This window comes from Parasutterella sp., assembly GCF_057870745.1.
In genome coordinates this window covers 15,000-39,296 of the sequence record NZ_DBMALT010000009.1, presented here as the reverse complement: position 1 = coordinate 39,296, position 24,297 = coordinate 15,000, and the positions used below count along the sequence as shown (strand labels likewise).

Sequence of the window (24,297 nt, the reverse complement as noted above, 5' to 3'; positions counted from 1 at the left end):
GACTACCTTTCAATATCAATGGTTCTGATTTTTTGTGATGGTTTTTGAAATTGGTACGGATTGGATAACGGCTGCGTCAGATAATTCAGCATCGAACTCTGAATATATTTCTGTTGATAATTGGGTAAATCCTTGTAAGTCTGTAGAGCTGCTGTCTGAAGGGCGGCCTTAGCTTCTTTGTAGTCCGGACTTTTATCTTCCTTTACCGGAGGCTCTGCCGTCAGTCCTAAAGATTTATCAATGCCGAATAAATAATCCTTAATTTTTTCGGCGTCAGCACACGCCCGGAATAATTCTTTAGGATCTTTTTTAAGTACCTCGATCCAGTTGTTCACGTAGGAAGCGCTGTTCTGGGCCTTGTGTTTGATGCCTAATCCGCTGCACACCATCATTGAAGAAATTTCAGCCCGAAGTTCTTCTCTGGCGTAATCCGGGGTTCCGAACTTATTCAGTATCGGCCTGTTAAGGCGGGAGCTGTGACCCGTCCAATGTCCCAGTTCATGCAGTGCCGTGGCATAAAAACCTTCTGCATCTTTGAATTGAGTTCTCAGCGGAAGAACGATCTTGTCCAAAGCCGGAACATAGTAGGACTGGTTTTGTTCTATCTCTTCGATCTTGGCGCCTGACTTGTCAAGAATACGTTCTGCAGCTTCCAACGGAGTCCATTTGTGTACCGATGTCTCAAATTTCTTGAGATTCAGATTTTCACATTGCTCGGAATTAAAAACGACAAACGGACAGGGAATGAGGCGTTCTACCGTTTTATCCTCATCTTTTTCGTCCTTTTCCACTAAGTGTTTCCAGAAGATGCACTTGGTGCCGTGTTCTCCCTTTTTTACTTTCCCGCCGAGCTCCTGTACCTGACGAAACGTGAGCCAACGATTGTCTCCGTACCCTTGACTCATTCTGACAGCCATCAGCAGCAGCGCATTGGTACCCCGGTAAGGAGCATCAGTAACGGCACTGACAGGCACGACGTTATCCCAGTCTTGCTGCCACGGTGCCGTTCCTTTTTTCATCTCTTCAATGAAGTAATCGGCGACGGATCGAACGTATGCATTGTATTTTTCGTTCATAGCCGCTCCCTGTTATTGGAAAAGCTCGGTCGTGTGAAACAATCCAGTGCGAAATCTTCAAAAAGTTTGTCCTTATCCTCTTCGCGCAAAGAAGTTTCTTCACAAGCGCCGTAGTCCTCGGCTTCCTGTTTACCCATGGAAAAATTTTTGGCGGCTTTGTCTTCGCAAAATTTCCTGATGAGAATATTTACGGTGAGTTTTATGGTTTCTCGGTTGGTTGTTTTCATGGTGGTTCCTCGGAGCCGTCCGCTTTAACGGACGGTCTTATACTCAGAGCTCTTTAGCGTTCAGCTTCCGGCTCTTTTGCTTTGGGACGACAATAATCAATCGTCAGACCGGGTTGATTCAAAGAAACAGCAAGTCCTTTTGCAGTCAAAACGTTCTCCTGCATCTGTTTTCCGTTCTTGCCGGTAAATTCACGAGTTGAGACATCCCCACGAACTTCGAGCATCATTCCTTCTTTGATGCCCGCTGCCATTCTTTTTGCCGAACTTTCTTTGCCGTAGTAACGGACACTGAAAAACTCCGTCCCGTCTTTGTCCTGTTGAAAGGAGCCGTCTTTTTGCTTTACGAAATGAGGCTTATAGGCTTTGAACTCCAAGACGGATGTTTCTTTACCGGCATTGGGGCCGGATTTTGGAACGATTTGCGAAACCGTTGGTTCTTTGAAAACAACGACGGTATTGCTGAAGGCTTTGTATTCAGTCATTTTTTCTCCTTTAAGAGTTGCTGCCCGCTTTTGTTAGGAAATTTTTCTTCGCGAAGCAAGCGGATTCTTCGCGACTTTCCGATAAGCGTTTCTAATTTTTTGTACGTGTCTGAAGTATTCTTTCTGTTTGTCACCTTCGTCCTTGGGCATAGGAGTTTCGCTGCCGGTAGGTTCGGTTTTTTGTTCAACCGGAAAAGCTTCCTGAACGGACGCGTCGGAAACTTTTTGTTCTTTCATCTGTAGCTTGATTTGTGAAATCAAAGAGGCCGCAAAGTCCGCACAGCGTTTTTCGTCCCAGTCGGCAGTGACATCTGCTGTGATGTTGGCAGTAATGTCCGTAACGTTTTGCGTCGCCGCAGAGGTCTCTTCCGGCTCCGTGTCCGGCTCGGTTATTTCACTTAAATGCGTTTCTTCTATGTCCGCGTGAATGGCAATGGATTCAACCCTGTTTTCCGAATCAGACTCATCGGAAAATTCTTCAAGAGAAGCCAAAAGTGCGGTATCGGATTCTTCCGAGCTTTCGGAGGTTTCGTCTTCATTGCTGCTTTCCGAGGTTGGGCTGACGTTTGCTTCTTCTTCAGTCAAGTCGGACAAAATCTGCCGGGCGTTTTCGGTGCCGGGTGCTGCGGCACTATTCATTTGACGCAGAACGTCGGTCTGAGCCGATGCAGAAGCTGCGCTGATCCCATCAAGAGCATCAAAATTGGAAATCGACTTTTTGACAATCTCGTTGGAGATCAGATTTTCAATGTAGCAATTAACCTGATCTTCGGACCACTGGTTGTCAGGTACCGATTTCATATCGTCCGGTAGTTCGGTATTACCGGTGACTATACGGCTTGCAGCATTCGTTTCATTTAAGTCGGCTGCTGAGGCGGTTTTTATCCGCTGCTCCATTTGTGCAACGAAAAGTTCAACGTCCTGCTGCGGAATCTCGGGAACCGCCCAATTCGCTCTTTCCCTAAAAGCTGGATCGAGGTAATACTTAATCTTCTGACAGAAAATGGGCTTGGTATTTTCAAGCGTTACGATCTCATTGTCTTTGCCGAGTTCCCGGATTTCCTGCGGAAGCATCAGGGCGCGCTTCTGATCGGATTCACTGGTGGAGTTGCCGCCCTTGCTGTGGGACTTGGACTTTGATTTGACGGTCTCATATCCCAGCATTTCCGAATATTCATTCGCATCCGATTGGGTGGCCGGGCTCGGGGCATACATAATCATCAAAGCATGGTTCGACAAAAGCGTTACGGCACCGGCTTTGCCGTAAACATCCTCAAGCTGCGACTTGTTTTGAATGATGGTCAAGAGTCTCATGTTGTAACCGGCCATATAGGAAACAGCCTGTTTAATCATGTTGACTGTGCCGATGGATGTCATCTCGTCTAAAAGTACAAGACATTGGTACTTGAGCGTTTTGTCCTGAGACGGCAGTTTCCGGGTATTCAGGTTTAAGAGCTGATCGAAGAAGAGGTTGATGAGCACCCGGGCGTCTTTGAGTTTTGTAGGCTCGATCTTGAAATAAATGCTCATTCGTCTGCGCCGGACTTCTCTCAAATCGAAGTCCGAGGCGCTCGTTGCCAAATCCACCTTCGGATTCTGGAAGGACAAAAGCGCAGTATTGAACGTCGCGATAATACCGGCAAGAGTATTGTCCGAGTTGCTCAAGACGCGATTGAGCGCATCAACGCAGTTGTTCGAGTAGGGATGACCGGCATCCTGAGCCTCTTTTAGTTTTCCGAGGAGGTGTTCTTTAACCGGCTTTCCTTTGCCCGAAGCCTGCCTGAGAATTTCTCCCAGAGTATGGGGCAGTCCGGGTGTTTCCAGAACGAACAGAGTTACGCCGCGAAAAAAGTCTTTGGCATTTTCACTCCAAAACTTGTCGTTGTTGTTTTCACCCGAATAAAGCGCCTGACCGATGGCATCAATGTCGCCGAGCCGTTCGGCAGGGCTGCTGCTGATGTAATCCAGCGGGTTGTAGCGATGGGTTTTTTCGTCATCCGCATAAGGCGAAAACAAATAGACTTCCTGTCCGCACGCTTTTCTGAAACCTGACGTGATATCAAAGTTTTCACCTTTAATATCGAGAACGACCAGAGAATCGGAATAGTTGAGGCAATTCGGAACAACAATACCGACGCCCTTACCGCTTCGGGTAGGCGCAGCAAGCAGAACAAACTGGTATCCGGCATAGGTCAGATAGTTGTTTTTGTACTTTCCGACCAGAATGGTTTTATCAAGACCGCCCGGAGGATCAATCAGGCCGGATTGTCTCACTTCGCCAAGATTGGCAAATCTTGCCGCCCCGTGCAGAGCACGTTTGTCTCGATTAATCACGATTGCAATGCCGACACCGACCAGCGCAATCCACGGCAGAAAAAGGCACCCGTGAACGGCAAGGCGCACCGCTTTGTCGGGAGCGTGGCGGTACATCATAAAGTATTGGATGATCGTCCACGGGCGGCACGCTTCCAGCGGAAGATTGAAAATCCGCATGAATACGAAACTGCTGATAAAAAGAATGACCAGCGCGCAAAGCAGGGCTGCGATAACAACAAAGAGGATTTTCAGAAGCGTCTTAGAGGCTTTCATTCTTTGTCTCCTCAGTATGAGGGTTGAAGAAAAGCTCAGTGATATGACGTCCGAAAGTTCTGTTTCGGTGGACGTGAACTATCACGTCAATGACCTGATGCAAAAGCTGCTGAATAACCGCATAAGGCAGCTCGCGTCCCGTTGAAGACTGAAGAACTTTGAGCGCCAAATAGTCAAAAACCTGTCCGCAGCTTCCGGCGTGGCAGCTTGTAATTGAACCTGAATGCCCGGAAAGGCACACATTCAGAAAGTCGAAAGTCTCTCCCCCGCGCAGCTCGGCAAGCAGAATACGGTCGGGCTTCATTCTGAGACACGAACGCATGAGGCTTGCAGCGGTTACCGTTGATTTATCCGTTGCTTCAGACGGGTAGAAGAGGTTGACTTGGTTTTCGTGCTTTGGGAGTCCGTAAAGAAGCTCAGGTACGTCTTCAATCGTAATAATTCTCTGATCCGTCGGAATATGCTGCATCAAAGCTTTCATAAACGTAGTCTTACCTGAACCGGTTTCTCCGGCAATAACTATTGTTTTGCCGGTTTCCACGCAGCGCTTTAAAAATTCTGCCCGGAGAAGGTTGAGGGCATCCGGCGTTTTAGTGTCGTCAAAAGCCTCCTCGTAAAGCGCAGATAACTCTTCGTTTATCGGGTTAAGAGAGTCTTTGGGGCGGATGTGCGAGAAATATCCGTTCTGAATGTAAGAATCCAGTCCGATAACGTGCTTCGAGATTTTTCTGACCGTAAGGCTGATGGTCCCGTTCTTGCACGCCGGAGGCATCACGAACTGGGCACGTTCACCGTCCGGGAGTTCCACGGAGAGCACCGGATGAGCGGAGTCGAGCGTTTTATTCTCTCCTCCGTAAACAGCGCAGACGTTTCCGAGCTTGGCAAGGTAATCGTAGGTGAAATTTTTGTCTTCATAGCATCGCCACCCGGAGGACTCCTCAACCCACACGAAGCCGGGGCGATTCACGGCAATTTCCGTTATATCGCTGCGGTCAAGATACTTTTGCAGTCCTTTTTGGAGTTGCACACGAACCGTCAGGTCTTTTTCAACGGGAGAGCTCATTGGTTCCTCCCAAAATTCGATTTCGCTGGGTTTTAATAAAGTTTTTCAAAAGAACGTTCTTATCGAAATCTTTGCTAAGAAGTATTTTTTTCAAACTTTGAAAATCAATGGAAAGCTGATCCGAGGATTTCCAGAATGGTTCAGATACTTTCTCAATTTGAATGTAAATTTCTTTTTTTGCCGAATCCGATACGGCAATTCCATTCTTTCTTTGCAAACCGGTAAGAAGATCCGTCAATTTGGAGGCTACATACTTTCTTCTGACCAAACTCTGATAAACACCGTCGGAGCCGTATTCTTCTGTGTCAACTGCCTCAAAATATGCCTTTCCGTCAGCGCGGATGTAAGAGTGTAAAAGTTGTTCAATAGTGATATTTTCTTTAATTTCTTTTAAAATATGAGCGTGGCATCCGTTGGTTGGTTGACCGGTTTTTTGCAAGAGGTTTTTTTCAGGAAACACTTGGGCCGGGGGTTCCCAGACGGATGCCTTGTTTTTATCTACTTCTTTTATTTCAACACCGTCTATTGAGTGAACCATTTTTCTTTCATGATCGGTTTCAACATAATCTCTGACGGTCAGCTCAACTCGGAACAATCTGTTCTCAACCAAGGCTCCGGCGGCAAAAATATGGATAGCCTGCACTTGAGTATTGTCATGAAGAATGTCACCGTGGGATTCAATTAGGACAGACTTTTGTGCTAAATCTCGTGCCTGAGAATAAATACACCTTACAATCGGAGAGTCGATGTCTTTTCTGAATAATGTTTTCTTAGCGTCACTTCTAGAGCTTTGCAATAAGAAACCTGTGTCCTGATTGACTACGCCATTTCCCAGCGCATCGACCAGTTTATTGATAGCGTCTTTTTTATTGGAAATCGGATCGGTTTCAGAGAGCCGGATGATTTGGATTTTCTCAGAAACAGCAAACCTTGTAGGTCCGAATTTCCACGAATTTTCTAAAAGGCACGAACGCTTCGCCGGGGTTGTATCGTCTTCCGCCAAATTGGGATTTGAAGTCATTATGTTGAACCGAGCAAATGTTTTGGCGGGACACTTGCAGACTCACCCGTTTATTGTAGCAAAAACGGCAATACGGGAACTTACAGCTGCTGATTCAGGTATGATCCGAAATTGCCTAAGGACTCGTGCGTGTTTTCCGGGTTGGATTCGGTTTGTTTTTTTCCGACCGGCTGGGGTCAAGAGTTTGGTGTAACCGAAGCATCAAGGTCAGGAGACAATCATGCACCTGACTCCTTGGCACCGAATAAATCGGCGGAACGCAAGCTAATCCCAAGTTTGAGTAGTACCCAGCGCAAGCGGGGATGAACCGGCTCCGGCTTTTACTAGCCCTCAAGACTTAAAATATTATTTATAGAGAGGGAGGTTTAAATGTTAGGCATTTTTGGTGGAGGTTCCGGTCTGACTCCTGCTCAAATGGCGGGAGCCTACGAAGTGTGCAAAAGCGGGAGAAATAGGACTGGTTCCGGCGACGGTCTCAGTCTCACGATGATGTTGCTTATCCCGTGGTGGCCTCCGTTTTTAGAAAAGGATGACGGCTGGCTTTTAGCATTCTGTAAGCTAACACCCTTTCTTGCGGTCTACTGCTTGCAGCTTGTCCTTCTTCTCTTCTGGTGGGCCTTTCTGCTTTTATGCCTTTCTCCGATCTTTTTGTTTATCTATTGCTGCCTGTTCTACTTGTAATCTGCTTGTTTATTCCGGCCACACCTTTCTATGAGGCGTTCGTTGGTCGGTTGACCGGTTTTACAACGTGCTGAGCCTTTAGCCTTTTAGCTCTAGCAACCTCTTGGGCCGGGTGTTCCCGGACGGACGCCCAGTCTTGTTTGTTCTTTTAATCTTTTGACTGTTGATTTTGTAGATGCCGTAAACCTCCACACAGCAAATCATAGCGAAAAAGTAAATTCATTAAATTTGAAATAAAGCCATCAAACAGGGGCTTCTTAGCCGAGCCGTTTGGCTAAGCGGCTAGACCACTTCTGAAAAAAAGAAGCATATAGAAGCAAATATTTAGCCGGGGTTATTCTAAGGTGTTGAATCAAGAATTTCTTCAATGAACACGTCGTTCAGACAATTTCGCAAAGAATCCTCGGCTTTTTGGAGCATTTCGGACCAAGCCGTCGCGTACCATTTCATAAAAATGCGTATTTTTGGATCTTTCCATTTATTTTCTGATGTTACGATCCATAGTGGTTCAGAATTCCGGTGCCACCCGTCTAAAACCGGTACCAAATGACCTAGTTTAATTTCTTTTGCGCAGTGGCCTACCGGTAAGTCTACGATTAAGGCCTCTCCTTGAAGAACAATATGCTTAAGAAATAAAACATCAGTCGAAGTAACTGTTTTGCCGTAGGTCACTATTCTTTTTTCTTTGGCTTTCTGTAGGTATTCTGTACGGGCTCTAGAAGCTCCGCAAAAAACAGCACAGAAATGTTGTGAGAGCTCTGAAGGATGATGTGGATAACCAAATTTTTTTATGTAGGAGGGAGAAGCAAGTGCAAAATATTTCGCCCGTCCTCTCGGAATCGCTTCCAATCCGCTTAGCTCTAAATTACCGGTGAATGTCGAAACATCGCATGTCCCGTTTAGGACTTTATTGAGATTAGGTCCTATTTCTGTCTGAAATTCGATTCCTTTATGCTGGGTTGAAAATTCCATCAGCAAGCGATGGGTATTCTGGCTACCGAGAGAACCAGCAGCGACTGCAAAACGGATCTGGCCGGAGAGACTGGAGTGATAATCTTTAGCTGTCTCAAAGCGGTGTTGTAGTTTCCTGTGGCTCTCACATAATGTTCGGATTTCCGGCAAAAAATTGACTGCTGCTGAGGTAAGACGAATTGGTCTATTCGTCGAAAGCAACTTCACACCCCATGTATTTTCAATGGTACGAATTCTTCGGATGAGCGCAGCAAGACTGATCTCATTCTCATGAGCGATTTGATTGAGTTGTCTCCCTTCCGATAAGCAAAGAAGAGTCTGCCAAGTCTCAATATCATTGAAGGGGTTCACAAGAAATCCAAATTAAGAAAAAACAAAACATATTAATTATTTTCATATTATCCCCACCCAATTTTAAAAAATGAAAATTAGCGACAAGATTTTTTTTTGGATAGTTATATTCAAACTGTTACTTTCAGGAGGAATTATGAAATTAAGAAAATCTTTCGCAATTGTTTTTTGCGCTTTATTTTCATTAGCCGCAAACGCAGCAGAACGAGATGAATTCTTTTGGCTTGGCGAAATGAATAAGGCTACTGCTGTAATTAACAGTGAAGAAGGTTTACTGGATAAAGCCGTGACACCGAAAATAGCCAGAGGCATCGAAGAGGTTATAACAAACGGGAGTAAACCCGGCGCAAAACGTCCGAAGAAAGTTATCGCTTTCGAGCCGCTCCTTATCAAAGCTGCCGGAATGGATGTCACCATGCTTCATATCGGAAGATCGAGCCAAGATATGCACGCTACCTATCGCGCAGCCATTTTAAGAGATGAAGCTCTGGAACTGATGGTTTCTTTGAGCAATACGATGCAGTCTCTGCTTAACCTTGCAGAGAAAAATAAAAATACGATTGTTCCAAATTACACAAATGGCGTTGCGGCTCAACCTAACAGTTACGCACATTATCTTCTTGGTTTGCTTTCTGCCTTCAGAAGAGACGCAGAAAGAATTGAAAATTTTTATGATCGCTTAAATTACTGTGCTATGGGTACTACTGTACTTAACGGCACAAGTTGGCCGCTAAATCGTGAAAGAATGGCTCATTACTTGGGTTTTAAAGCCCCGGTTGAAAATGCCTATGACGCGGGCCAGTTTAAGTCCAACGATGACGCAGTCGAGTTCTCTTCAATTTTAACGAGCATTGCACTTCACGTTGGAACCTTTATACAGGACTTGAGTGTGCAGTACGCTCAGCCAAGGCCGTGGATATTACTGCAAGAGGGTGGAGAGAATACTTATGTTTCATCGGCAATGCCACAGAAACGTAATCCGGGACTGATGATCCGTACCCGTACAAACGCTAGTCGTGTCATTTCGGATGCGCAACAGGCTGTTTGGCTTGCGCACAATATCATTCCGGGTATGAGCGATGCTCGTAATGTTGAAGACACATCCGGCCGAGTGAAAGAAACCCTTGCTATGTTAAGTCAGGTTAGGCGAGTAATCGCTGCTTTAAAAATCAATCCCGAACGTGCTTTGGAAGAGTTGAATTCGGACTGGACTGCTAGTCAGGAAGTAGCTGACGTTTTCATGCGTGACTATAAATTACCTTTTAGAGTAGGCCACCATATTGCAAGTGAAATTGTTAGTTACGCCAAAGCGAACGGTATTAAGCCGGCAGATTTTCCCTATTCTGAGGTAAAACGAATCTATGCTGAAGTAATTAAGAAGGAATACCCGCAAGGTAATCCACTGTGTCCAATGCCCGAAAGTCAATTTAAGGATACGTTGAATCCCGTCAAAATTATTCAAAATCGCAAAACTACAGGAGGTCCGCAACCGGCCGAACTTAATAAGAATCTTGCAAGTATGGAGAAATCCATTCAGTCTCAGCTTAATTGGGCAAAAGACAACGTTGCCACAATATCAAATGCGTTGCAAAAACTAGATGGTGACTTCCAAAAAATTCTCCCAAAAGAGGAGGCTAAAAAAACTGACAGATCATTAGATCTTAATCGATAGGTGTCAATCACTCTGTTAAAACATCCCCGCAGTGTAGATCCTCGCAGCGGGGATGTTGCATAGAGCCCTTTAGGTCAGCTGTTTTCAGGTGTATGTTTTTCCCCCTATCTCTCAGGTTCTTTTGTCTTTTTCGCTTTCGGAACTTCCGGTAGCGGTTTTCCGACTTGTTCCAGTTCGGTAAATCGTTTGTAGAGTCCCTTGATTTCAGCTTCAGCATCCGAAAGCTTTGAATACTTAGACGACAAAGCCTGAACGTGCTTTGCAAGAATCTCGCGGCCTTTCGGACTTAGTTCATGCTCCTGCGGCATCTTCGAGATTTCTTTGACGTTAGATTTGGCTATCGTCGCGAGATCGAGCGCTGAGAGCTTGCTGGTATCTCTGACGCCGTGCTCGACCAACCAGACGTTGACTGTAGATTTAACGTCGTTAAACCATCGGACGACAGCCGGAGCTCGGGCCTGAGCTTTTGCCGCTTCTTCGACAAGATATCCGCAGACTTCTTCCCGGTAATCAAAGGAACTGCGGGAGATTCTGCTTTCCTGAAGGCGGTTTTTAACGGTCTTCATCAGAGTGTCTTCAGTTTTTAATCCCGTTTCATAGAGATTTACAGCCGTATCAATCAGCTTCCGGGTCTTTGCTCTTAGAGTGGAATCGGCAGCCATGTGAACGCCGACCTCATGCAGCATCACCGCGCAAGCGGTCTCCGGTTTGAGGTTGTCGGCAATGAGAAATGTCCGGTGATTTACTTTGTCGTGGAATCCGAGAATCCGTGTCGGATCTTGGGGCAGCGCAATAGTCGAGAATCCCTGCTTTTTTTCCTGTTCTATCGAAGCAACGGTCAGTGCTTCGTACTCCGTTTGCGCCAAGTAAAAGCGGTTGTTGTTGACGAGATTAACGAGACCTTCTTTTCCGAACGCTTTAATTAAGGCCTCTCGGATCTCGGCCTTGGGTGTCTTCAGGCTTTCCTGATTGGCCTTGGAGAAAAGAGCCACGCCTTTATCCGTTTCTTTGGTTTTAATAACCTTGAAAATTCTCTTGAATCCGTTCGTTACTTTCTCAACGTCTTTTCCGTCTAAGTAAGGATAAAAACCTTCTTTGCCGAGAGTTTTTTCAGTGTAGGCGCCGTTTGTAAGGAAGTCGTTTGTTATGCCGATTTCCTTGCAGCGCAGCTCGACAAAACCCTCAAAGCTGCGGGCGGCTTCCTCAGCTTTGGAATGCCAATAGTCGCTCTTACGCGTCATACGTTTGTGCATATCGCTCTCCCGGATGGCATTGATGGTTTCGGCCCATGCATCATGCAGCGGGAAGCGGATAACATTGTTTTGGCCGACTTCTTTAACGTTAATGTCTTTTCGGGTGAACTCAAACATCATCTTCTTGTTGGCTGAGTTCGTGCGCTCCTGATAATTCACTTCAATACTGAAGGAATCGGTATCACCTTGTGCGCATTTAATCGCGGCCTCAAAGTTTTTTGAATCGTTTTTTATTAAATACTCCACTTGGGCCGGAATCCATTTTGCAGAACGGTAAACTGGCTCGGCACGCTTGAAAATTTCTTTTTTTGCGTCTTCCGTTAGCTGAACAGTTATTGAGGAATCGACCTGCTGGCTCAAGTAGCGCCTTTCCGGGTCTTGAATTTCTTGGTAATTTGTTCTCATCAAATAGTGATCGAGCGCATGAAACCACTCATGCGCAAGGCTTGAGTAGCCTTTGGTTTTGGTGAGATTGATAACGCGATTCGCCACTTCATAATGCGCCGAAGCTGCTCCGTGACCGCGAGAGCCGAAGGCAAGCCCTAAACCACCGTCCAAAGCAACGGCCTTCGGAGGAATGTCCAATATCTTTGAGAGATCCATGAGGGAGTCATAAGCATTGTTGAGCATCCATTGCCGTTCCCTGCCGTTTTTTCCTTGTTTGACCCAGTTTCCGAACTCAACACCTCGGAATCCGAAGGTCTCTTGAAACATTTCCGGTGTGGCGTCCTTCCCTTGACGGTAATCCGGCCCCACTCGATCTCTGATCGGGTTTCCGCTTCTCCAATCCTTTTCGCTTCTCGAAAATTCTTCTCTGAAAGCCCGGTATTTTCCTTCCAGCTCCCCTCTGTGTTCATTAACATACTTCCAGAAAGCGTCATCGGATTCAAAAGCAATCTTGTCAGTAAGCTGAAACTCAATCGAGCCGGATTTGCCGTACACCTCGTAAGTATGAGTCTTACTGATACCGCGTCCGTAGAGCTTTACGGGTAATTCAGGTTTGGGCTTGGATTCCAGAGTTTTTTCGGCTTGGCCCGGTGCTTTAAGCAGTTTTCCGAAAGTTGCATTAAGCTGCTTTTCAATATTTGCCTCAAATTCTTTCTCGCTGTTGCCGACTGCTATCGCATAGTAGGGATAAAGTTTACCGTCGGAGTTTTTTAAACATAAATGTTCGCTGTCCATGCTTCCCGGAAAAGTGCATTGGAAGCGGTAAGAATTGATGTCGGAACCGTCCGAGAGTTCGAGGTTATTCCATCGACACATATTGGCTGCGTCTCCGATGCTGTTTGCACTGATAAAAGGCCAATACTTCGGAGAAATGTGGGAGAAGATTTCATATTTATCCCGTGCTTCATAAAAACGATCAAAGGCTTCGACTTCTGCTTCCGGGGCAAGTTTTCCGGTTACAACCTGACGATGCAGGGCAATAGCGGTCGAAGCAATGTACTTATAACGCCCGTATTTGCTGGAACTTTTCGGGGGGCGCCGTCCGTTCAATGAAGCTCTGACAATCCAAAGACAAGCCGCTGCTTTTGGGTTTTGTTTGTGCAGATCGAAAACGGCCTCTTTAGGCCAGACTCTATCCAGCGACTCTGTAGCCAGTCGTTCTTCAATCTCATCCTGAGATGCAGTGAGAAATTGATAAGGGTCGCCTTTTTTGTGAACCGACCTTCCTTTTCTCGTGTTGTTAAGGTCCTCTCCGAAATCCTCGAGTTTACGGCTGCCGTCTTTATTTAATTGAAATTTCAAAATGTCTGTGTCTTTGAATGCAGTTGATTTAGCCTTGTTCTCAGACTGCTTGAGTTTTTCCGGGGCAGGAGGAGCAAAAAAATCAAATTCGAGTTGTTCGGGCAATAATTGGGCCATGCTATCTCTCCATGTCGTTCTTGTTAGGTTTGTTGAGATTTGAATCAATGGCGCGTTCCTCGGGCTTTAAAACAATTCCTCGGCGCTCTGCGTCCACAAAAACATCGGCGAGTTTTGCCCTGAAGATTTCTCTCATGCGCGGATGCTCTTTAAATTCGGGACGCGAAACGTGGGATTCATAGACTTGTTTAAAGGTTTCGGCATTTTCCGAGGAAAGCTCCGATAGCTTCTCATCGGTTTCTCTTCGCTGCTCTTCTTCCCGGACAGCCTCTTTATTGATAAAAGTGGCCTTAGTCACCGCTGCTTGCATACCGCAGATATGGCATTCACCGAAGTCCGGTGAATCGAGCATTGCCTCCGAACAATCGACATATGACCATTTATCGAGGAAGTCATCAATCTTTTTCAATTCATCCGCAGACAAACCGTCTGCGCAATCCGGCCCGTTGACGATGTAGGGAATGTAGGCCGTGTTGATATAAAAATCGTTGCTGAAGTTGTCAATTTGTTCTTTAAAACTGATTGCCATCTTCTCCTCCTGTTCTTATTGTTTTTCCCGGTCGCGGGCGGGCTGCTTGACCTGAATGATCGTTTGATTTCTGCTCGGCGCGTCCATTGAATATTCATTAAGTCCGACGGTAATACCTTTTTTTTGGGCCGCTACAAAGACACTGAGAAGTTGTTTTTCCAGCGCCTTCTGCAATCTAGGGTGCTTTTGAAGTTCTTCGGTCGCAACATAAGCTTCAAACAGGACGTCGAATACCTTTCTGTTTTCCGGTGTTAAAACTGCTTTGGACTGGTTGCGCTCGGTCTCAATGGCCTTCCATCGCTCTTCGGCTTTTTCCCGGATGCTCCGCTCCAAAACATCCGCCATGCTGAGATCCTTCTCTTTTACCTGAAGTTTGATTTCTTTTTTCGGTTCTTCAAGCAGCCGCAGCGTTTGTTCTATCGGAGCAGTCACGCTTTCTCTCCAGAAAAGCTCGTCCTCTTTAGCGCCCTGAAAAACTTTCTCCTGAGATAATTTCTCTGGAAGTTCTTCCAGAGCGTCTTTAATGTCCTCTTTGTCGTCCGCGTTTAATTGAGAAAGATCGAATACGCCGCTCCATGTTTTTGTTTGTTCGTTCCAGTTTCCGAATGATTTCACCGGCTCTCCGACTTCGTGGAGGTGAAATCTCAAAGAGCCGTAATAACACACCTCATTTCTGCGAAACTCCGGAGCGCAGTAATATTTGTCATCTTCAATTTCTCCGTTTTTCCTATTGAGAAATGCGCCGAACTTTGTTATCAGAGCCGAGTCCAGCTGATCAATTCTGCCCGGTTCCCCTTTTGGATCAAGCACAAAAGACGTAGGCGTTATCTGGGTCAAATAATCCATTTCCTCTTCATCAAGCGGGTTCTCCCATGGAATGTTGTCGTACTCGATATCAACGCCGAAAAGAGGTTTGACCTCCATCCCGGACTTACAGTCTTGGAGGTACTCGGTGCGCCATTGGTTCTGTCTTGCTTCATCTAAATCGTGCTCAAGCGCATCAATCTTTTTGATCGTTTCCTTCTTCACCGCCAGTGCCGTGACACATTCGGTTTCTTTTTCTCCGCAAAAAGGTTTGCAAATTTGAGTTTCCAGCGGATTCTCAAATCTAAGTACCTCATACTCGGCAAGAAATATTTCCGCAGCCTCGGCATTAAGAGGCCGGATATCGGTGCCGGGGTCGATCAGCTGCTGCATGAGTCGCTTTTCAATAACGAGCGGTTCCGCATATTCGATTTTTTCTTCGTAGTTCATTTTGTTTAACCTTTAACGTTCGAGATCTTGGGATTGCTTCTTTGGGTCGTCCCTGTGGCGCAGATCGAGCCGGATACCTGCTTTTTCGGCTGCTTTGAACTTTTCTTCAAGCCTGTTTTTCAGAGCTTCCGACAGTTGCGGATGCTCCTGAAATTCCCGGCTCTTTGAAAAACTGCCGACAATCTTTTCAATGCTTTCCCTGTGCTCCTTTCTCAGAGGGGCTTCCTTTTTTCGTTCCAGCATCTCTTTAGCGAGCTCGACAGATTTGACTTCGACGGTGAAGCGCAGCGCATCCGTAAAATCTTTGGCGCCTTTTGGAATAAAGAGTTTTTGACTCTCAAAGGAAAACCTGAAGTCTTCGATGTCTTCTTTGACGGTTTTCCTGACCATTTCTGCGGCTTCTTCCAATACCTTCCTGTCAAGGCCGGATTTAAGTGCCGTATCAGAAAACGGGAAGGGTTTGCCGTCGTCCATTCCCAGTTGTTTAAATGCATCTCTTAAGGCTTTGGTGCCATAAAGATGACGGGGAATATATTCGGCTTCATAACAGCCTTTTTCTTCGTTGAATGTCTGAATGCCGGAAATTGAAATCGGAGGCTTTGAAAGGTTATCCAGAGGCAAAGACATTGACCCGTAAGAAATTTCGAGTTTTTCTTTCAATACCGGATTGCTCCCGGAAAAAAGGTCTAAACCCTTCGTGCCGACCCCTTGTTTTTCGGCAGCTTCAGTAAACAATTCCTGAAGCAGCTGTTTGTCATGGTTGACAAATGACCGTACCCCGTTATCGTCTTCGACGGTATGCCTGACCTCCACATCCGAGATTCTTTTAACCAATTCTCTTACTGCTTCCGGCAGCTTCGCAGCTTCCTTTTCATTTAATGAAAAACCAACCTTCAGAACACAATCGGGTTTATCGTCCAAAGACTGAGGTTCAATCTCGTCGGAATTTAATTTCGGATGAAAACGGAGAGAGTCAATCCCGATTTTTTCCTCTAAGGGAAGTTTGTCAAAAACCTTTTGGTCGCAGTTATTGAGAATGACGGTTTCAAGAGAGCTGTCTTTCTCACCAACCTGAAGATTGACGGAATCAGTCTTAAAGCTGTCGAAGAATTTCTTTACTTCCGGCAATGCCTCTGTTGTCCAGAAACTTTCGATTTTTGTCAGGCGACGATAACCGATTTCAAGAAGATTTTCGACGTTTTTCTGTATTGCCCCTAGGTCGTACTTCAAAAGTTTTTTCGGTTCTAGCGTTAAGTTCCATGCCTTTTTATCTTTTTCGTAAACGCACGACTTAACGGGATTCTTAATGAAATCAGTCTTTATAAATAAATTACCGTACCGAACACCGCAGAAATCCGAAAATCCCGGTATGGAGACTGCGCGGGAGCTGATGTCTTCAATAATTCCCGCTTCTTTTTCTTCTTTAAGAAATTGATGGACTCGGCTGAAAAAGGCATATTCATGACCTCCCAGAATTCTTGTTGCTTCAGAAGCGTTCAAGGCTTCAAAGCAATATTCTCGAGGTCGGATTCTATCTATAAAGCGGTTTTCTTCTTCAGAGAGAGAAGGATTGTCCGCATAATCGGCGCGAACCTCATACAAAGGCCTGACAGGAGTGCCGTCTTTGGATTTTCTTAAGTATTCCTTTTGAATGCTTTCTGCTGTTTCCAGTTCTTGCAGTCGGTAATAGACCTCTTCGGCAAGCACTATCTCTCTCGGCTTAACCATCACTCCAATGCATTCAGCATTTTTTCCGGTGACGGCACATTTAGCGAATAAACGCTCTGAAGGATTAACGCCGATAAAGCTGTTTTGACGGATAAACTGATTTAGTTCCTCTGCATATGGCAGTTTTTCACCGTCTCTCAGAAGAAGTTCCGCTTCAACGAGTCTAGCGGCAAGCCGTCTGTCAACCATGACCGTCTCCGCTCCTAACGCTTTTAAGTTAAAGTCCATAGGACACCTCCGGGCAAGAGGTTCTGAGGCTCGTGACGGCTTTTACGGCAGAAAAGAGAAGTTTTTTAGAATAGGGAAATGACAGGATGACCTGCGGGACTTCCCGACAGGCATGGAGTCCAGCTGCATTAACGAAGTTCATAACGCTTAAATCAAAAAATCTTGGCGGGACTTCTTGTGCAGACGTTTACGAACTAATTGTCAAACTTTATCTTGTTAATTATTTCACGTTTTTAGCGGACTTGTTGGAAGAATCGGTTTGCTGCTTAATCTCTGAAACGCACAAGGCCGACCCCTTACGGAATCGGCCTCTTTTCTGCTCTTAGAGCTTCGTGCGGATTACAGCCCACAACACCAGAACAAGCACAATCTTGTATCCAAGATTGACATCGCCTGTCCAGACAACCGTGTTATGAGATATAATCTCCCCCGAGGTTAGAAATGTGCACACCATCTCATCCCTCATAAGAATTTTTAGATTCACCAAAGCCCGGGCCCAACCGGGCTTTGTCGTATCTGATCCCTTTCGGGGCCCTCTCAAAAAAACGCACCAATAGACCCAGTGCAGAAATTTTTTGGAAGTTGATAGTGCGGATAAAATACATACAAAGAAGTAAATCTGCAACGAGTGTGCAGATCAGGTTATGAAGTGCTTGAGGGTGCTAAGGAGCCTTGAAGCACGGAGCCTTCGGGAAGGGTTCGGTGACGTTACCTCAACTTAGCTAGGCTGAAAGCCGAAATAAAACACCATCAAGGCCCGCACTGTGCGGGTCTTATTTTTGCTGGCCTATTCAAAAATTACAGACAACCCGATTTGATAAAATGCAAAAACCAAACTCGGTAGAGCATGGCGAGAATGGAATTGGGAAGTTGCTGGTAACCTTTCCAGTCTGTGAAGAAACCAAGCAAAACGGCTCTCGGATTGCAGTCCGGAGCCGCCTATAAGGTTGAGATCATGCTCGTAAATAAATCTCACGCCTCTAGTATAGCAAAGCGCATTCTGCGATGGCTACTCAAATTAGTCATTGCGTTGCTTTTGTTGCTGGCTTGCTAGGCACTTAGGTAAAGAGCCCCAAAGCGAAAGCTGCGGGGCTCAAGTGTTTCTATGTTTGAGTTTTTATCGGCTTGTGGGTTTCAACTGATAAACCTTGGAGAAGTCCACGTCTCTGGCAACAAAGATGCCGACACGTTCGCCCTGATTCTTTGTGAGCGTCGGAGGAATGTTGCCGGATTGACGCATGGCTTCCTGAATGATTTGATTCATTCCGTCTTCACTGTTCTGGTAGTAATTAACCCCGCCGTTGTTTTCGGTTTGTTTGGTCATTGCGAAGTCAAAACCGTCCTGAATCAAAGTAAAGAGCAGTGCGTTACCGAAGCGAGCCCACCAATGGAAGTCAATTTCTCCTGCCATACCCGAGCCGCCAAGCGCATCGGTTGCAGGACTATCGATATTGACGCGCACGCCTTTAGGCGTCTGAATCTGCGTCCACAGAACGAAAATTCGGTTCAACCCGTTCTCCACGGCACCTTTATATTCGCCGATGGCTTTTGAACCGCGCTCAATCAGAAGTACGCGACCGTTCGCACTGTAAACGTCGCGGGGGATGACGCACGAAGTCATGCCCGGGACGGTCGTATCAAGCTTGGTTTCCAAAACGCAGTCTATGAACGTGCCTTTAGGAAGAAGCAGATTTCTGTCCGGCATCATGATTGCACTGGTCGGAGGAGTCGAAACGCTGGAGAGCAGTCCGCCTAATTTTCCGCCTGAAGATCGCCCGGAACCGGAGTCGTAGCCCTCTTCACGGAGGGTGGCTGCAAATCCCTTTTCCCCACTTTCCTCCGTTCCCTGTAAGGCTCCTCCATCGCCCATCATGGGGGCCATGTTTCTCTTTTCAGCGAGTGTCGGTTCAGGTTTTTCTTTGGTGCTGTTGACCATCGGACTGCTTGCAGCTTGCTGCGTCTGTATCGCCGGAGGCTCCTGAATCAGCCCGGCCTCTTTTTCCGGTTTCGGCTCAGCCGGTTCCTTTATCACCACGGGTGCGGGCGGCGCCTCCGGCGGCTGAATCTGCGAGAGAGGAGGAAGCGTGAGCGTGCGTCCGGAAAGCATCGGAGTTGCTTGCTCCTGTTGCTTAGGCTGCGCGTTTCTCGAAGAATGCTTCTGATAGAAACCGAAGGCAATGCAAATCAGCATGAACACGACTAACGCTGCCATCAAAGCCAAGTTTCTGTTTTTTGCCGGGGATGATTTTTTCCCGGCAACGCTCGGGATTCCGATTTCAGCAGGATTGGGTTGAGAACCGGAAATCTGCGGTGTTGTGTTTTCATTCATTTAGTTCACCTCTTTGACGAGTTCTCGTTTCAGTCCGGGCACCGACACACCCGAGTCGTTCGGAGCTCCGCCGCCGCTGTAGGTTTCGTTGTAAATGCCGACGACAGCTTGTCCGGCTCTGAGTCTAAGTTCTCTGTAAACGCCGTGAACAACGAGCCAGTCGCCTTTGATGTGAGAGTTAAGCAGTGTTTCCTCTTCGTTCTCAGAGACTCTGTACACAGCCGGAAAGTCGGTGTGCCGGTCAAACTTCAGGTACGTGAACCTTCCGTTGTCAAACACTTCTAGAGGTGCGATTTCTTTTGAAAGAGGAGAGGAGCCGAAATTTTCGCTGTAAAACTTATTAACTTCAGATCGGTTCTCGGAATCGGTCTTATCGGAAATCTCTTTATCGGATTGGTTCAGCAGAGAATCCACGGTTTTCTTGTTTGCATTCTCCTGAGCTTTGGCCGCTTCTTCCAGCGGATACCGGAAGGTCAGGCTGTAGGTTGCCTTGGCTCTGGAACCGGGATGCACATCAAAGAGATACGTATGTTTATCCGTCACAATCACAAGATTGGTCGCTCCGTCGAAATCTTTAGGTTTAAGAAAGAAATTATTGCCTCGGGCTTGAAACTCCCAAGCGGTTGAATACCCGGAACCGAAATCGCGAATCTTTTCTCCGGGAGAAAATGTGATGGTTGTAATCAGCCCGTTTGCGGCCCGGATCGGATACACCTGACCGGGTTTGTAGTCCGTGTACATCACTCGTGCGTCATATTGACTTGCCGTCGGACGCTCTAAAGCATTAACTGAGAGCCCGCAGCCGAGGAAAGATGTAACCAGCAAAAGACAGCAAAGACTTTTTCTCATGGGGCGGCTCCTTCAATGATCGGGTCAACACGGTAGCTTGTGACCGTAAAACCAAATGGGTTTACAAGCCTCTGTGCTTCGTCCATCGAATAATTCGGGTTGTATTCATATCCGATGGTTGCACGCCAAGAGTTTCTAGCTTCTTCATTGTTGCTGTACGTATCAACAAGGCGTTTGGTAAAGCGGACGGTTGCGATTCCGTTTCCGTTGGGAACGACGGACTCAACATTGCAGATGATCTTCTTTTTGTCTTTAAGAAGATTCTGAAGGGATTTCTTATTATCCAGTCCGTACTGATGGTCATAAGGATTGAATACTTCAGGAACGCTCATCAGGCGGACTCGTGCATGGTCGTTTTCCAGCGTGCGGTAGTCATAGCTTTCGTGGCTCTGCGTGTACAGATTGAGCCAATACTTGTCCATCATCTCATCGGCCGGGATGTTTTGCGGATCACGGATGTCGATCACCCGGGTAGTGCCGTTGCTCTTATCCAGCTCGACGATAAAGGGATAAGCCTCCTTTTTCACCGCGATCACAATGCAGATAATGCTCACCAGCACTAATAGGCACCCCATAATCTTGGCGGCTGTCCAACCGGCTTTGGCCTGTTTTTCCTTCAGCGCCATACGCTCAACGGTCCAATCTAGAGCTTCGTGATAGGGATAAGCCGGTTTGTTCACGGTTTCTTTTGCAGCTGAAGGAGCGGCTTCTGCTTGGGGCGTTGGTTTCTTTTTCTTGAAAAACATATTGTTTCCTATCTGTATAATATTCGTTATCTAAAAATTATCTTTTAGGAGAAAGATATGGCTTCTTTGACATTACGAAGAGTCGGGGGATCGGTAGTAGCCACATTTCCCAAGGCTTTACTTGAACTTTTGAACGCAACAGAAGGCGACACCGTTGAATATACGTTTGACGACGGCAAGCTGATTATTGAGTCCAAACAAAAGAAACGCAGAAAACTTCCGAAATATGATCTCAGCCAACTCCTCGAGGAGCACAAACAGATCATGCCCTTGCTGGAAGAAGAGTATGAAATTTGGGGAAAAGATAAACGTAAGGGCACCGAATTATTATGAAAAAGGTACTTCAACAAGGTGACATCATACGTATTGCTTTCGATCCCTCGCTGGGACAGGAACAGCAAGGCGTTCGTCCGGCGCTTGTAGTCAGCGTTCAGCCGGTAAACGCTCTTTCTAACCGCGTTATTGTTGCGGCTATCAGTAACGGTGCGGGTTTTAATCGAAAGTACGGTCTCGTCGTTCCTCTCATTGGAACGGGACTGCAAACGACCGGTGTCATTATTTGTGATCAGCTTCGCACGATGGACGTCCGAGCAAGGGAAGCGACTTTCATTGAGACCGCTCCTCAGTATGTTGTTGATGAAGTTTTGGGCAAGCTTGCAGCCATTCTCGGAATAGAGGAGTAAGGTTTTCATTGCTCCGTCTCCTCATAACCGAAACTGAAATTACGTGTAGCCCGGTCTTTTCCAAAGTTGAATTTTGCTTCCTCTTTTTTCTGCATTGCTTCCTTTTGTCTTTGCTGTGCAAATTCAGTTACAGGGACGCGAATGCCGGAAGGTGTCGGTGGTTTTGTGGCGCCGCAGCCGGTTAGAACAAAGGCTGTAAAAGCGCCGGTTAAGATTGAATAGAGAAGTTTTTTTGATTGCATGGTTCACTCTTCTTTACTTCTGTTTTTTAAGATTTCATCGGCGATCCGTTCGTTTTCCCGGCTTTGTGCTTCATTCACTTGTTCTGAAGACCCAGAACTCTGAGACGGCTGAGGAATGTTTTGTTCAGGGGTCGGAGTATTGAATTGAGCTCTTTGGTCAAACTGCGAATGATCCGTTGAGAAATCAAACGCCGGATCTGCTGCGCCGGAATTGCCGGACGCTGCTGAAGTGGACGCACCTGAAGCCGCTCCAAAAGAACCGGTGCTTTGCGGGGCCGCACCTTGAGCGGGCACAGAACCGACTGCTGCCGTCGTTCCTGAAGGAGATATCGACGGTGCAACGGAAGACGGTTGTGCTCCGTATGCAGCACCGAGCGCCGCAGCATTGGCTGCCGCCACCTTTTCCTGCTGTGGCGTCTGGTTCATGTTTGCCGGGCCGGTAAATGCAGGGGCAGGAGCACTTGAAGAACCGGATTGCGAGCCCGAGCTGCTTCCTCCTGTCGGACCGGAAGAACCGTCTGAACCCGCGTTTGCCGGAGTTCTTAATTTGTCCGGGTCGGTGAAGAACTGTCTGACTGCGCCTGCCGCGTAACCGGCAGTCGCTGCTGCAAATGAACCGGGATTGGTAAGGCCGCCGCTGCCAAGGAGGTGCTGGGCTTGAGACTTCAGAGCATCCCGGTTTTCTTTAGCGTAATCGGTATCCTGAGCATTGGCGCGTCCGTACATACCGCCCGCGTACCCCAGCATAGCACCGCCCGTGACGGCTGCCATTGTTCTGCCGAAACTTTGCAGCATACCTGCCACCGAGGCAGCCTGAAGCGCAACGCCTCCGGTAAGACCGGCGGCAAATGTGGGGATAGATTTCACAACTGTTGCAAGAGCTAGCACTACAACGGCAAAAACACCTAAGTTAACTAACAGAACTCCATAGTCTTTTCCGCCTTCGGCAGCTATCGCAAACTCGGTTATTTGATCAATTCTCTCTGCAAAGATACCGTTAATCAGTGAGAGTGTTCCTGCCACTGCGACAAGAGTAAAGGCCCAGCAGACCACTGCTCTGAGCCAACCGTCGAACCACGTCCGCGTTACGGTGAACATCAATGTGCAAATAAACAGCGGCCCGAAAGCCAGCCCCATGACAAGAAAGATTTCGTAAAGCAGCAAGTAACCGACAGCGAAAAACATGAAGTAAATGCATACCACCAGCATAAGCACCATGAGTAAAATGATGAACAGGCTCGTGGCAATGCTTTCACCGATGGACCAAACGCTCCAAGAGCTGTTCGACCAAATGTTGTAAATGGCCTGAAAGCCGTTCATAAAGGTTTGCCATGTCTGGTCAGCAGCTCCCCAAGCGTTATTTATGTCACTTGCGGTCGTGCCGTGGGATATTGCATTCAACAGCAGGTTTTCGATGCCATAGACCGCCGGGATAACATAAGTCACGAAATTTGCGGCATTCAGTCCGAAAAAAGCGACCAATACAATCTTTACGCATTGTGTGATCAAGTCGGGTATCGCGCCTTCCGCCCGGCCTGTCGTGATCTGATAGGCCCGGGCAAAAAAGTAGATCATGATGCCGGTGTAAATAATCGGACTGATGCTCGAGATGATCTCGCCTGAAACGGAATTGGCAAAACCAGCCATTGTTCCTCTGACTTGATTCCCGAAGGCTTCAAAAGTACCCGCCATAGGATTCTCCTTTTAGTTTTTCGGCGGACGAATGGCCCGTTGAATATCCGCTTGCGTCATTCTTGGAAACATCTTTTGATGCGCTTCTCTTTCGGCCTGTTGACGCACCAGCTCGTTTTGCTTATCCATCTGAGCCTGTTGGAACTGTGCAGCCAACTGAGAGGATTGAAGCGCAACTTGCTCGGCCTGAATACGCGCGGAAAGATCGGCAATGGATTTGGCATCCGTTGCAGTGTTGATCCGACTCATAAGCGATTCGATGTTTTGAAGACGCTGGTTGGCGGTATTGGCTGCTTCTTCCAAAACTGCCTGTTGCTCCGCTTCAAATTCGCGAGCCTTCAGACAGTTTTGCTTGACTTCCCCGTCAAGATTGCTGCACGCGTCTCCGAGCTTTAGCCGGTTAAAAATATCCCGCCCTAAACTGCTAAGAGACGACGTGCCGTTCATAATTCCGTTCAGCCGACTGCGGGCGGAGGTTGGTATCAGACTTCTCAGATTCAGGTTGTAATCCACCAGTCCCAATCCGCGAGTTCCGGTGAAGTTTTGCAGCGTGTTGACTGCCGTGTTGTACTGCTGAACCATGTTCGAGTACATCTGCTGCATCTGCGTGAGCTGCTGCACCATTTGTGCAATGGCAGCCGCATCCACGGTAGGGATGCCGGAGGCTAAAGCGGATGTGCCGGAGCACAAACCGGCGGACAACATAAGGGTGGCTATTACTTTTCTATACATAAGTTGTTCCTCTCCATTAAGATTTATTTGTT

At 47.0% G+C, this 24,297-nt stretch carries 21 protein-coding genes; 4 read left to right on the top strand and 17 right to left on the bottom strand.

The features are described 5' to 3' along the window. Positions 1-2 precede the first annotated feature (2 nt). The 6 genes from ACZND6_RS03885 to ACZND6_RS03860 are packed head-to-tail and all read right to left on the bottom strand — an operon-like array spanning position 3 to position 6,458. Positions 3-1,076: an ArdC family protein gene (locus ACZND6_RS03885; protein WP_489524401.1), complete on the bottom strand. Its 1,074-nt coding sequence runs from the start codon at positions 1,074-1,076 to the stop codon at positions 3-5. Continuing rightward, entirely contained in the window at positions 1,073-1,303 is a 231-nt protein-coding gene (locus tag ACZND6_RS03880) for a hypothetical protein (protein WP_418819402.1), read from the bottom strand. Before ACZND6_RS03880 ends, ACZND6_RS03885 begins: the two co-directional genes overlap by 4 nt. A gap of 53 nt (positions 1,304-1,356) precedes the next feature. Beyond that, a complete protein-coding gene (locus ACZND6_RS03875; protein ID WP_278748318.1) occupies positions 1,357-1,785 on the bottom strand; it encodes a hypothetical protein in 429 nt (142 codons plus the stop codon). 33 nt (positions 1,786-1,818) lie between these two features. Continuing rightward, positions 1,819-4,374, bottom strand: coding sequence for a type IV secretory system conjugative DNA transfer family protein (locus ACZND6_RS03870; RefSeq protein WP_489524400.1), 2,556 nt, complete (start codon positions 4,372-4,374; stop codon positions 1,819-1,821). Beyond that, the gene (gene virB11, locus ACZND6_RS03865; protein WP_486865599.1) at positions 4,361-5,437 is read right to left on the bottom strand and encodes a P-type DNA transfer ATPase VirB11; all 1,077 of its coding nucleotides are present in this window, start codon (positions 5,435-5,437) and stop codon (positions 4,361-4,363) included. Before virB11 ends, ACZND6_RS03870 begins: the two co-directional genes overlap by 14 nt. Next, a complete protein-coding gene (locus tag ACZND6_RS03860; protein WP_487713904.1) occupies positions 5,421-6,458 on the bottom strand; it encodes an LPD3 domain-containing protein in 1,038 nt (345 codons plus the stop codon). The genes virB11 and ACZND6_RS03860 overlap by 17 nt, the downstream gene beginning before the upstream one ends. 369 nt (positions 6,459-6,827) lie before the next feature. Between ACZND6_RS03860 and ACZND6_RS03855 the strand changes: the two genes are divergently transcribed. Then, positions 6,828-7,139: a hypothetical protein gene (locus ACZND6_RS03855; protein WP_486865532.1), complete on the top strand. Its 312-nt coding sequence runs from the start codon at positions 6,828-6,830 to the stop codon at positions 7,137-7,139. Positions 7,140-7,478: 339 nt separating this feature from the next. Here ACZND6_RS03855 and ACZND6_RS03850 read toward each other — a convergent pair whose 3' ends face one another. Beyond that, positions 7,479-8,462, bottom strand: coding sequence for a LysR substrate-binding domain-containing protein (locus tag ACZND6_RS03850; RefSeq protein ID WP_308513702.1), 984 nt, complete (start codon positions 8,460-8,462; stop codon positions 7,479-7,481). 136 nt (positions 8,463-8,598) lie between these two features. Here ACZND6_RS03850 and ACZND6_RS03845 point away from each other — a divergent pair, with 136 nt between their 5' ends. Further along, on the top strand, positions 8,599-10,134 hold the full coding sequence (locus ACZND6_RS03845; protein WP_486865531.1) for an argininosuccinate lyase: 1,536 nt from the start codon (positions 8,599-8,601) through the stop codon (positions 10,132-10,134). A gap of 104 nt (positions 10,135-10,238) precedes the next feature. Here the strand turns inward: ACZND6_RS03845 and ACZND6_RS03840 are convergent, their stop codons facing one another. From ACZND6_RS03840 to ACZND6_RS03810, 7 genes are all read right to left on the bottom strand, one after another. Further along, entirely contained in the window at positions 10,239-13,253 is a 3,015-nt protein-coding gene (locus ACZND6_RS03840) for an LPD1 domain-containing protein (protein ID WP_486865530.1), read from the bottom strand. A 1-nt stretch (position 13,254) separates the two neighbouring features. Further along, the gene (locus ACZND6_RS03835; protein WP_486865529.1) at positions 13,255-13,782 is read right to left on the bottom strand and encodes a hypothetical protein; all 528 of its coding nucleotides are present in this window, start codon (positions 13,780-13,782) and stop codon (positions 13,255-13,257) included. Between the two features lie 15 nt (positions 13,783-13,797). Continuing rightward, complete coding sequence (locus tag ACZND6_RS03830) at positions 13,798-15,036, bottom strand: ribbon-helix-helix domain-containing protein (RefSeq protein ID WP_486865528.1); 1,239 nt, start codon at positions 15,034-15,036, stop codon at positions 13,798-13,800. A 12-nt stretch (positions 15,037-15,048) separates the two neighbouring features. Next, entirely contained in the window at positions 15,049-16,992 is a 1,944-nt protein-coding gene (locus ACZND6_RS03825) for a hypothetical protein (protein WP_486865527.1), read from the bottom strand. Positions 16,993-18,109: 1,117 nt separating this feature from the next. Next, complete coding sequence (gene virB10, locus ACZND6_RS03820; protein WP_293737562.1) at positions 18,110-19,321, bottom strand: type IV secretion system protein VirB10; 1,212 nt, start codon at positions 19,319-19,321, stop codon at positions 18,110-18,112. After that, positions 19,322-20,170, bottom strand: coding sequence for a TrbG/VirB9 family P-type conjugative transfer protein (locus ACZND6_RS03815; RefSeq protein ID WP_337575338.1), 849 nt, complete (start codon positions 20,168-20,170; stop codon positions 19,322-19,324). It lies immediately after the preceding gene. Then, positions 20,167-20,916, bottom strand: coding sequence for a VirB8 family type IV secretion system protein (locus ACZND6_RS03810; protein WP_293737564.1), 750 nt, complete (start codon positions 20,914-20,916; stop codon positions 20,167-20,169). The genes ACZND6_RS03815 and ACZND6_RS03810 overlap by 4 nt, the downstream gene beginning before the upstream one ends. 57 nt (positions 20,917-20,973) lie before the next feature. On the opposite strand from ACZND6_RS03810, the gene ACZND6_RS03805 reads away from it, so the two are divergent. Both ACZND6_RS03805 and ACZND6_RS03800 read left to right on the top strand, forming a co-directional pair. Then, entirely contained in the window at positions 20,974-21,249 is a 276-nt protein-coding gene (locus tag ACZND6_RS03805) for an AbrB/MazE/SpoVT family DNA-binding domain-containing protein (protein WP_278747618.1), read from the top strand. Beyond that, positions 21,246-21,599: a type II toxin-antitoxin system PemK/MazF family toxin gene (locus tag ACZND6_RS03800; protein WP_008812084.1), complete on the top strand. Its 354-nt coding sequence runs from the start codon at positions 21,246-21,248 to the stop codon at positions 21,597-21,599. The genes ACZND6_RS03805 and ACZND6_RS03800 overlap by 4 nt, the downstream gene beginning before the upstream one ends. Before the next feature lie 5 nt (positions 21,600-21,604). Here ACZND6_RS03800 and ACZND6_RS03795 read toward each other — a convergent pair whose 3' ends face one another. Genes ACZND6_RS03795 through ACZND6_RS03785 form a run of 3 tightly spaced genes read right to left on the bottom strand, consistent with a single transcriptional unit; the run spans position 21,605 to position 24,265 of the window. Next, positions 21,605-21,841, bottom strand: a complete 237-nt coding sequence (locus ACZND6_RS03795; RefSeq protein ID WP_337575335.1) for a hypothetical protein — start codon at positions 21,839-21,841, stop codon at positions 21,605-21,607. A gap of 3 nt (positions 21,842-21,844) precedes the next feature. Then, on the bottom strand, positions 21,845-23,533 hold the full coding sequence (locus ACZND6_RS03790) for a TrbL/VirB6 family protein (protein WP_462336990.1): 1,689 nt from the start codon (positions 23,531-23,533) through the stop codon (positions 21,845-21,847). Positions 23,534-23,545: 12 nt separating this feature from the next. Beyond that, positions 23,546-24,265, bottom strand: coding sequence for a TrbJ/VirB5 family protein (locus tag ACZND6_RS03785; protein ID WP_486865526.1), 720 nt, complete (start codon positions 24,263-24,265; stop codon positions 23,546-23,548). Between the last annotated feature and the right edge of the window lie 32 nt (positions 24,266-24,297).

Coding starts and splice junctions, on each gene's coding strand:
- ACZND6_RS03885 (WP_489524401.1), bottom strand. CDS start 1,076: ATGAACGAAAAATACAATGCATACGTTCGATCCGTCGCCGATTACTTC.
- ACZND6_RS03880 (WP_418819402.1), bottom strand. CDS start 1,303: ATGAAAACAACCAACCGAGAAACCATAAAACTCACCGTAAATATTCTC.
- ACZND6_RS03875 (WP_278748318.1), bottom strand. CDS start 1,785: ATGACTGAATACAAAGCCTTCAGCAATACCGTCGTTGTTTTCAAAGAA.
- ACZND6_RS03870 (WP_489524400.1), bottom strand. CDS start 4,374: ATGAAAGCCTCTAAGACGCTTCTGAAAATCCTCTTTGTTGTTATCGCA.
- virB11 (WP_486865599.1), bottom strand. CDS start 5,437: ATGAGCTCTCCCGTTGAAAAAGACCTGACGGTTCGTGTGCAACTCCAA.
- ACZND6_RS03860 (WP_487713904.1), bottom strand. CDS start 6,458: ATGACTTCAAATCCCAATTTGGCGGAAGACGATACAACCCCGGCGAAG.
- ACZND6_RS03855 (WP_486865532.1), top strand. CDS start 6,828: ATGTTAGGCATTTTTGGTGGAGGTTCCGGTCTGACTCCTGCTCAAATG.
- ACZND6_RS03845 (WP_486865531.1), top strand. CDS start 8,599: ATGAAATTAAGAAAATCTTTCGCAATTGTTTTTTGCGCTTTATTTTCA.
- ACZND6_RS03840 (WP_486865530.1), bottom strand. CDS start 13,253: ATGGCCCAATTATTGCCCGAACAACTCGAATTTGATTTTTTTGCTCCT.
- ACZND6_RS03835 (WP_486865529.1), bottom strand. CDS start 13,782: ATGGCAATCAGTTTTAAAGAACAAATTGACAACTTCAGCAACGATTTT.
- ACZND6_RS03830 (WP_486865528.1), bottom strand. CDS start 15,036: ATGAACTACGAAGAAAAAATCGAATATGCGGAACCGCTCGTTATTGAA.
- ACZND6_RS03825 (WP_486865527.1), bottom strand. CDS start 16,992: ATGGACTTTAACTTAAAAGCGTTAGGAGCGGAGACGGTCATGGTTGAC.
- virB10 (WP_293737562.1), bottom strand. CDS start 19,321: ATGAATGAAAACACAACACCGCAGATTTCCGGTTCTCAACCCAATCCT.
- ACZND6_RS03815 (WP_337575338.1), bottom strand. CDS start 20,170: ATGAGAAAAAGTCTTTGCTGTCTTTTGCTGGTTACATCTTTCCTCGGC.
- ACZND6_RS03810 (WP_293737564.1), bottom strand. CDS start 20,916: ATGTTTTTCAAGAAAAAGAAACCAACGCCCCAAGCAGAAGCCGCTCCT.
- ACZND6_RS03805 (WP_278747618.1), top strand. CDS start 20,974: ATGGCTTCTTTGACATTACGAAGAGTCGGGGGATCGGTAGTAGCCACA.
- ACZND6_RS03800 (WP_008812084.1), top strand. CDS start 21,246: ATGAAAAAGGTACTTCAACAAGGTGACATCATACGTATTGCTTTCGAT.
- ACZND6_RS03795 (WP_337575335.1), bottom strand. CDS start 21,841: ATGCAATCAAAAAAACTTCTCTATTCAATCTTAACCGGCGCTTTTACA.
- ACZND6_RS03790 (WP_462336990.1), bottom strand. CDS start 23,533: ATGGCGGGTACTTTTGAAGCCTTCGGGAATCAAGTCAGAGGAACAATG.
- ACZND6_RS03785 (WP_486865526.1), bottom strand. CDS start 24,265: ATGTATAGAAAAGTAATAGCCACCCTTATGTTGTCCGCCGGTTTGTGC.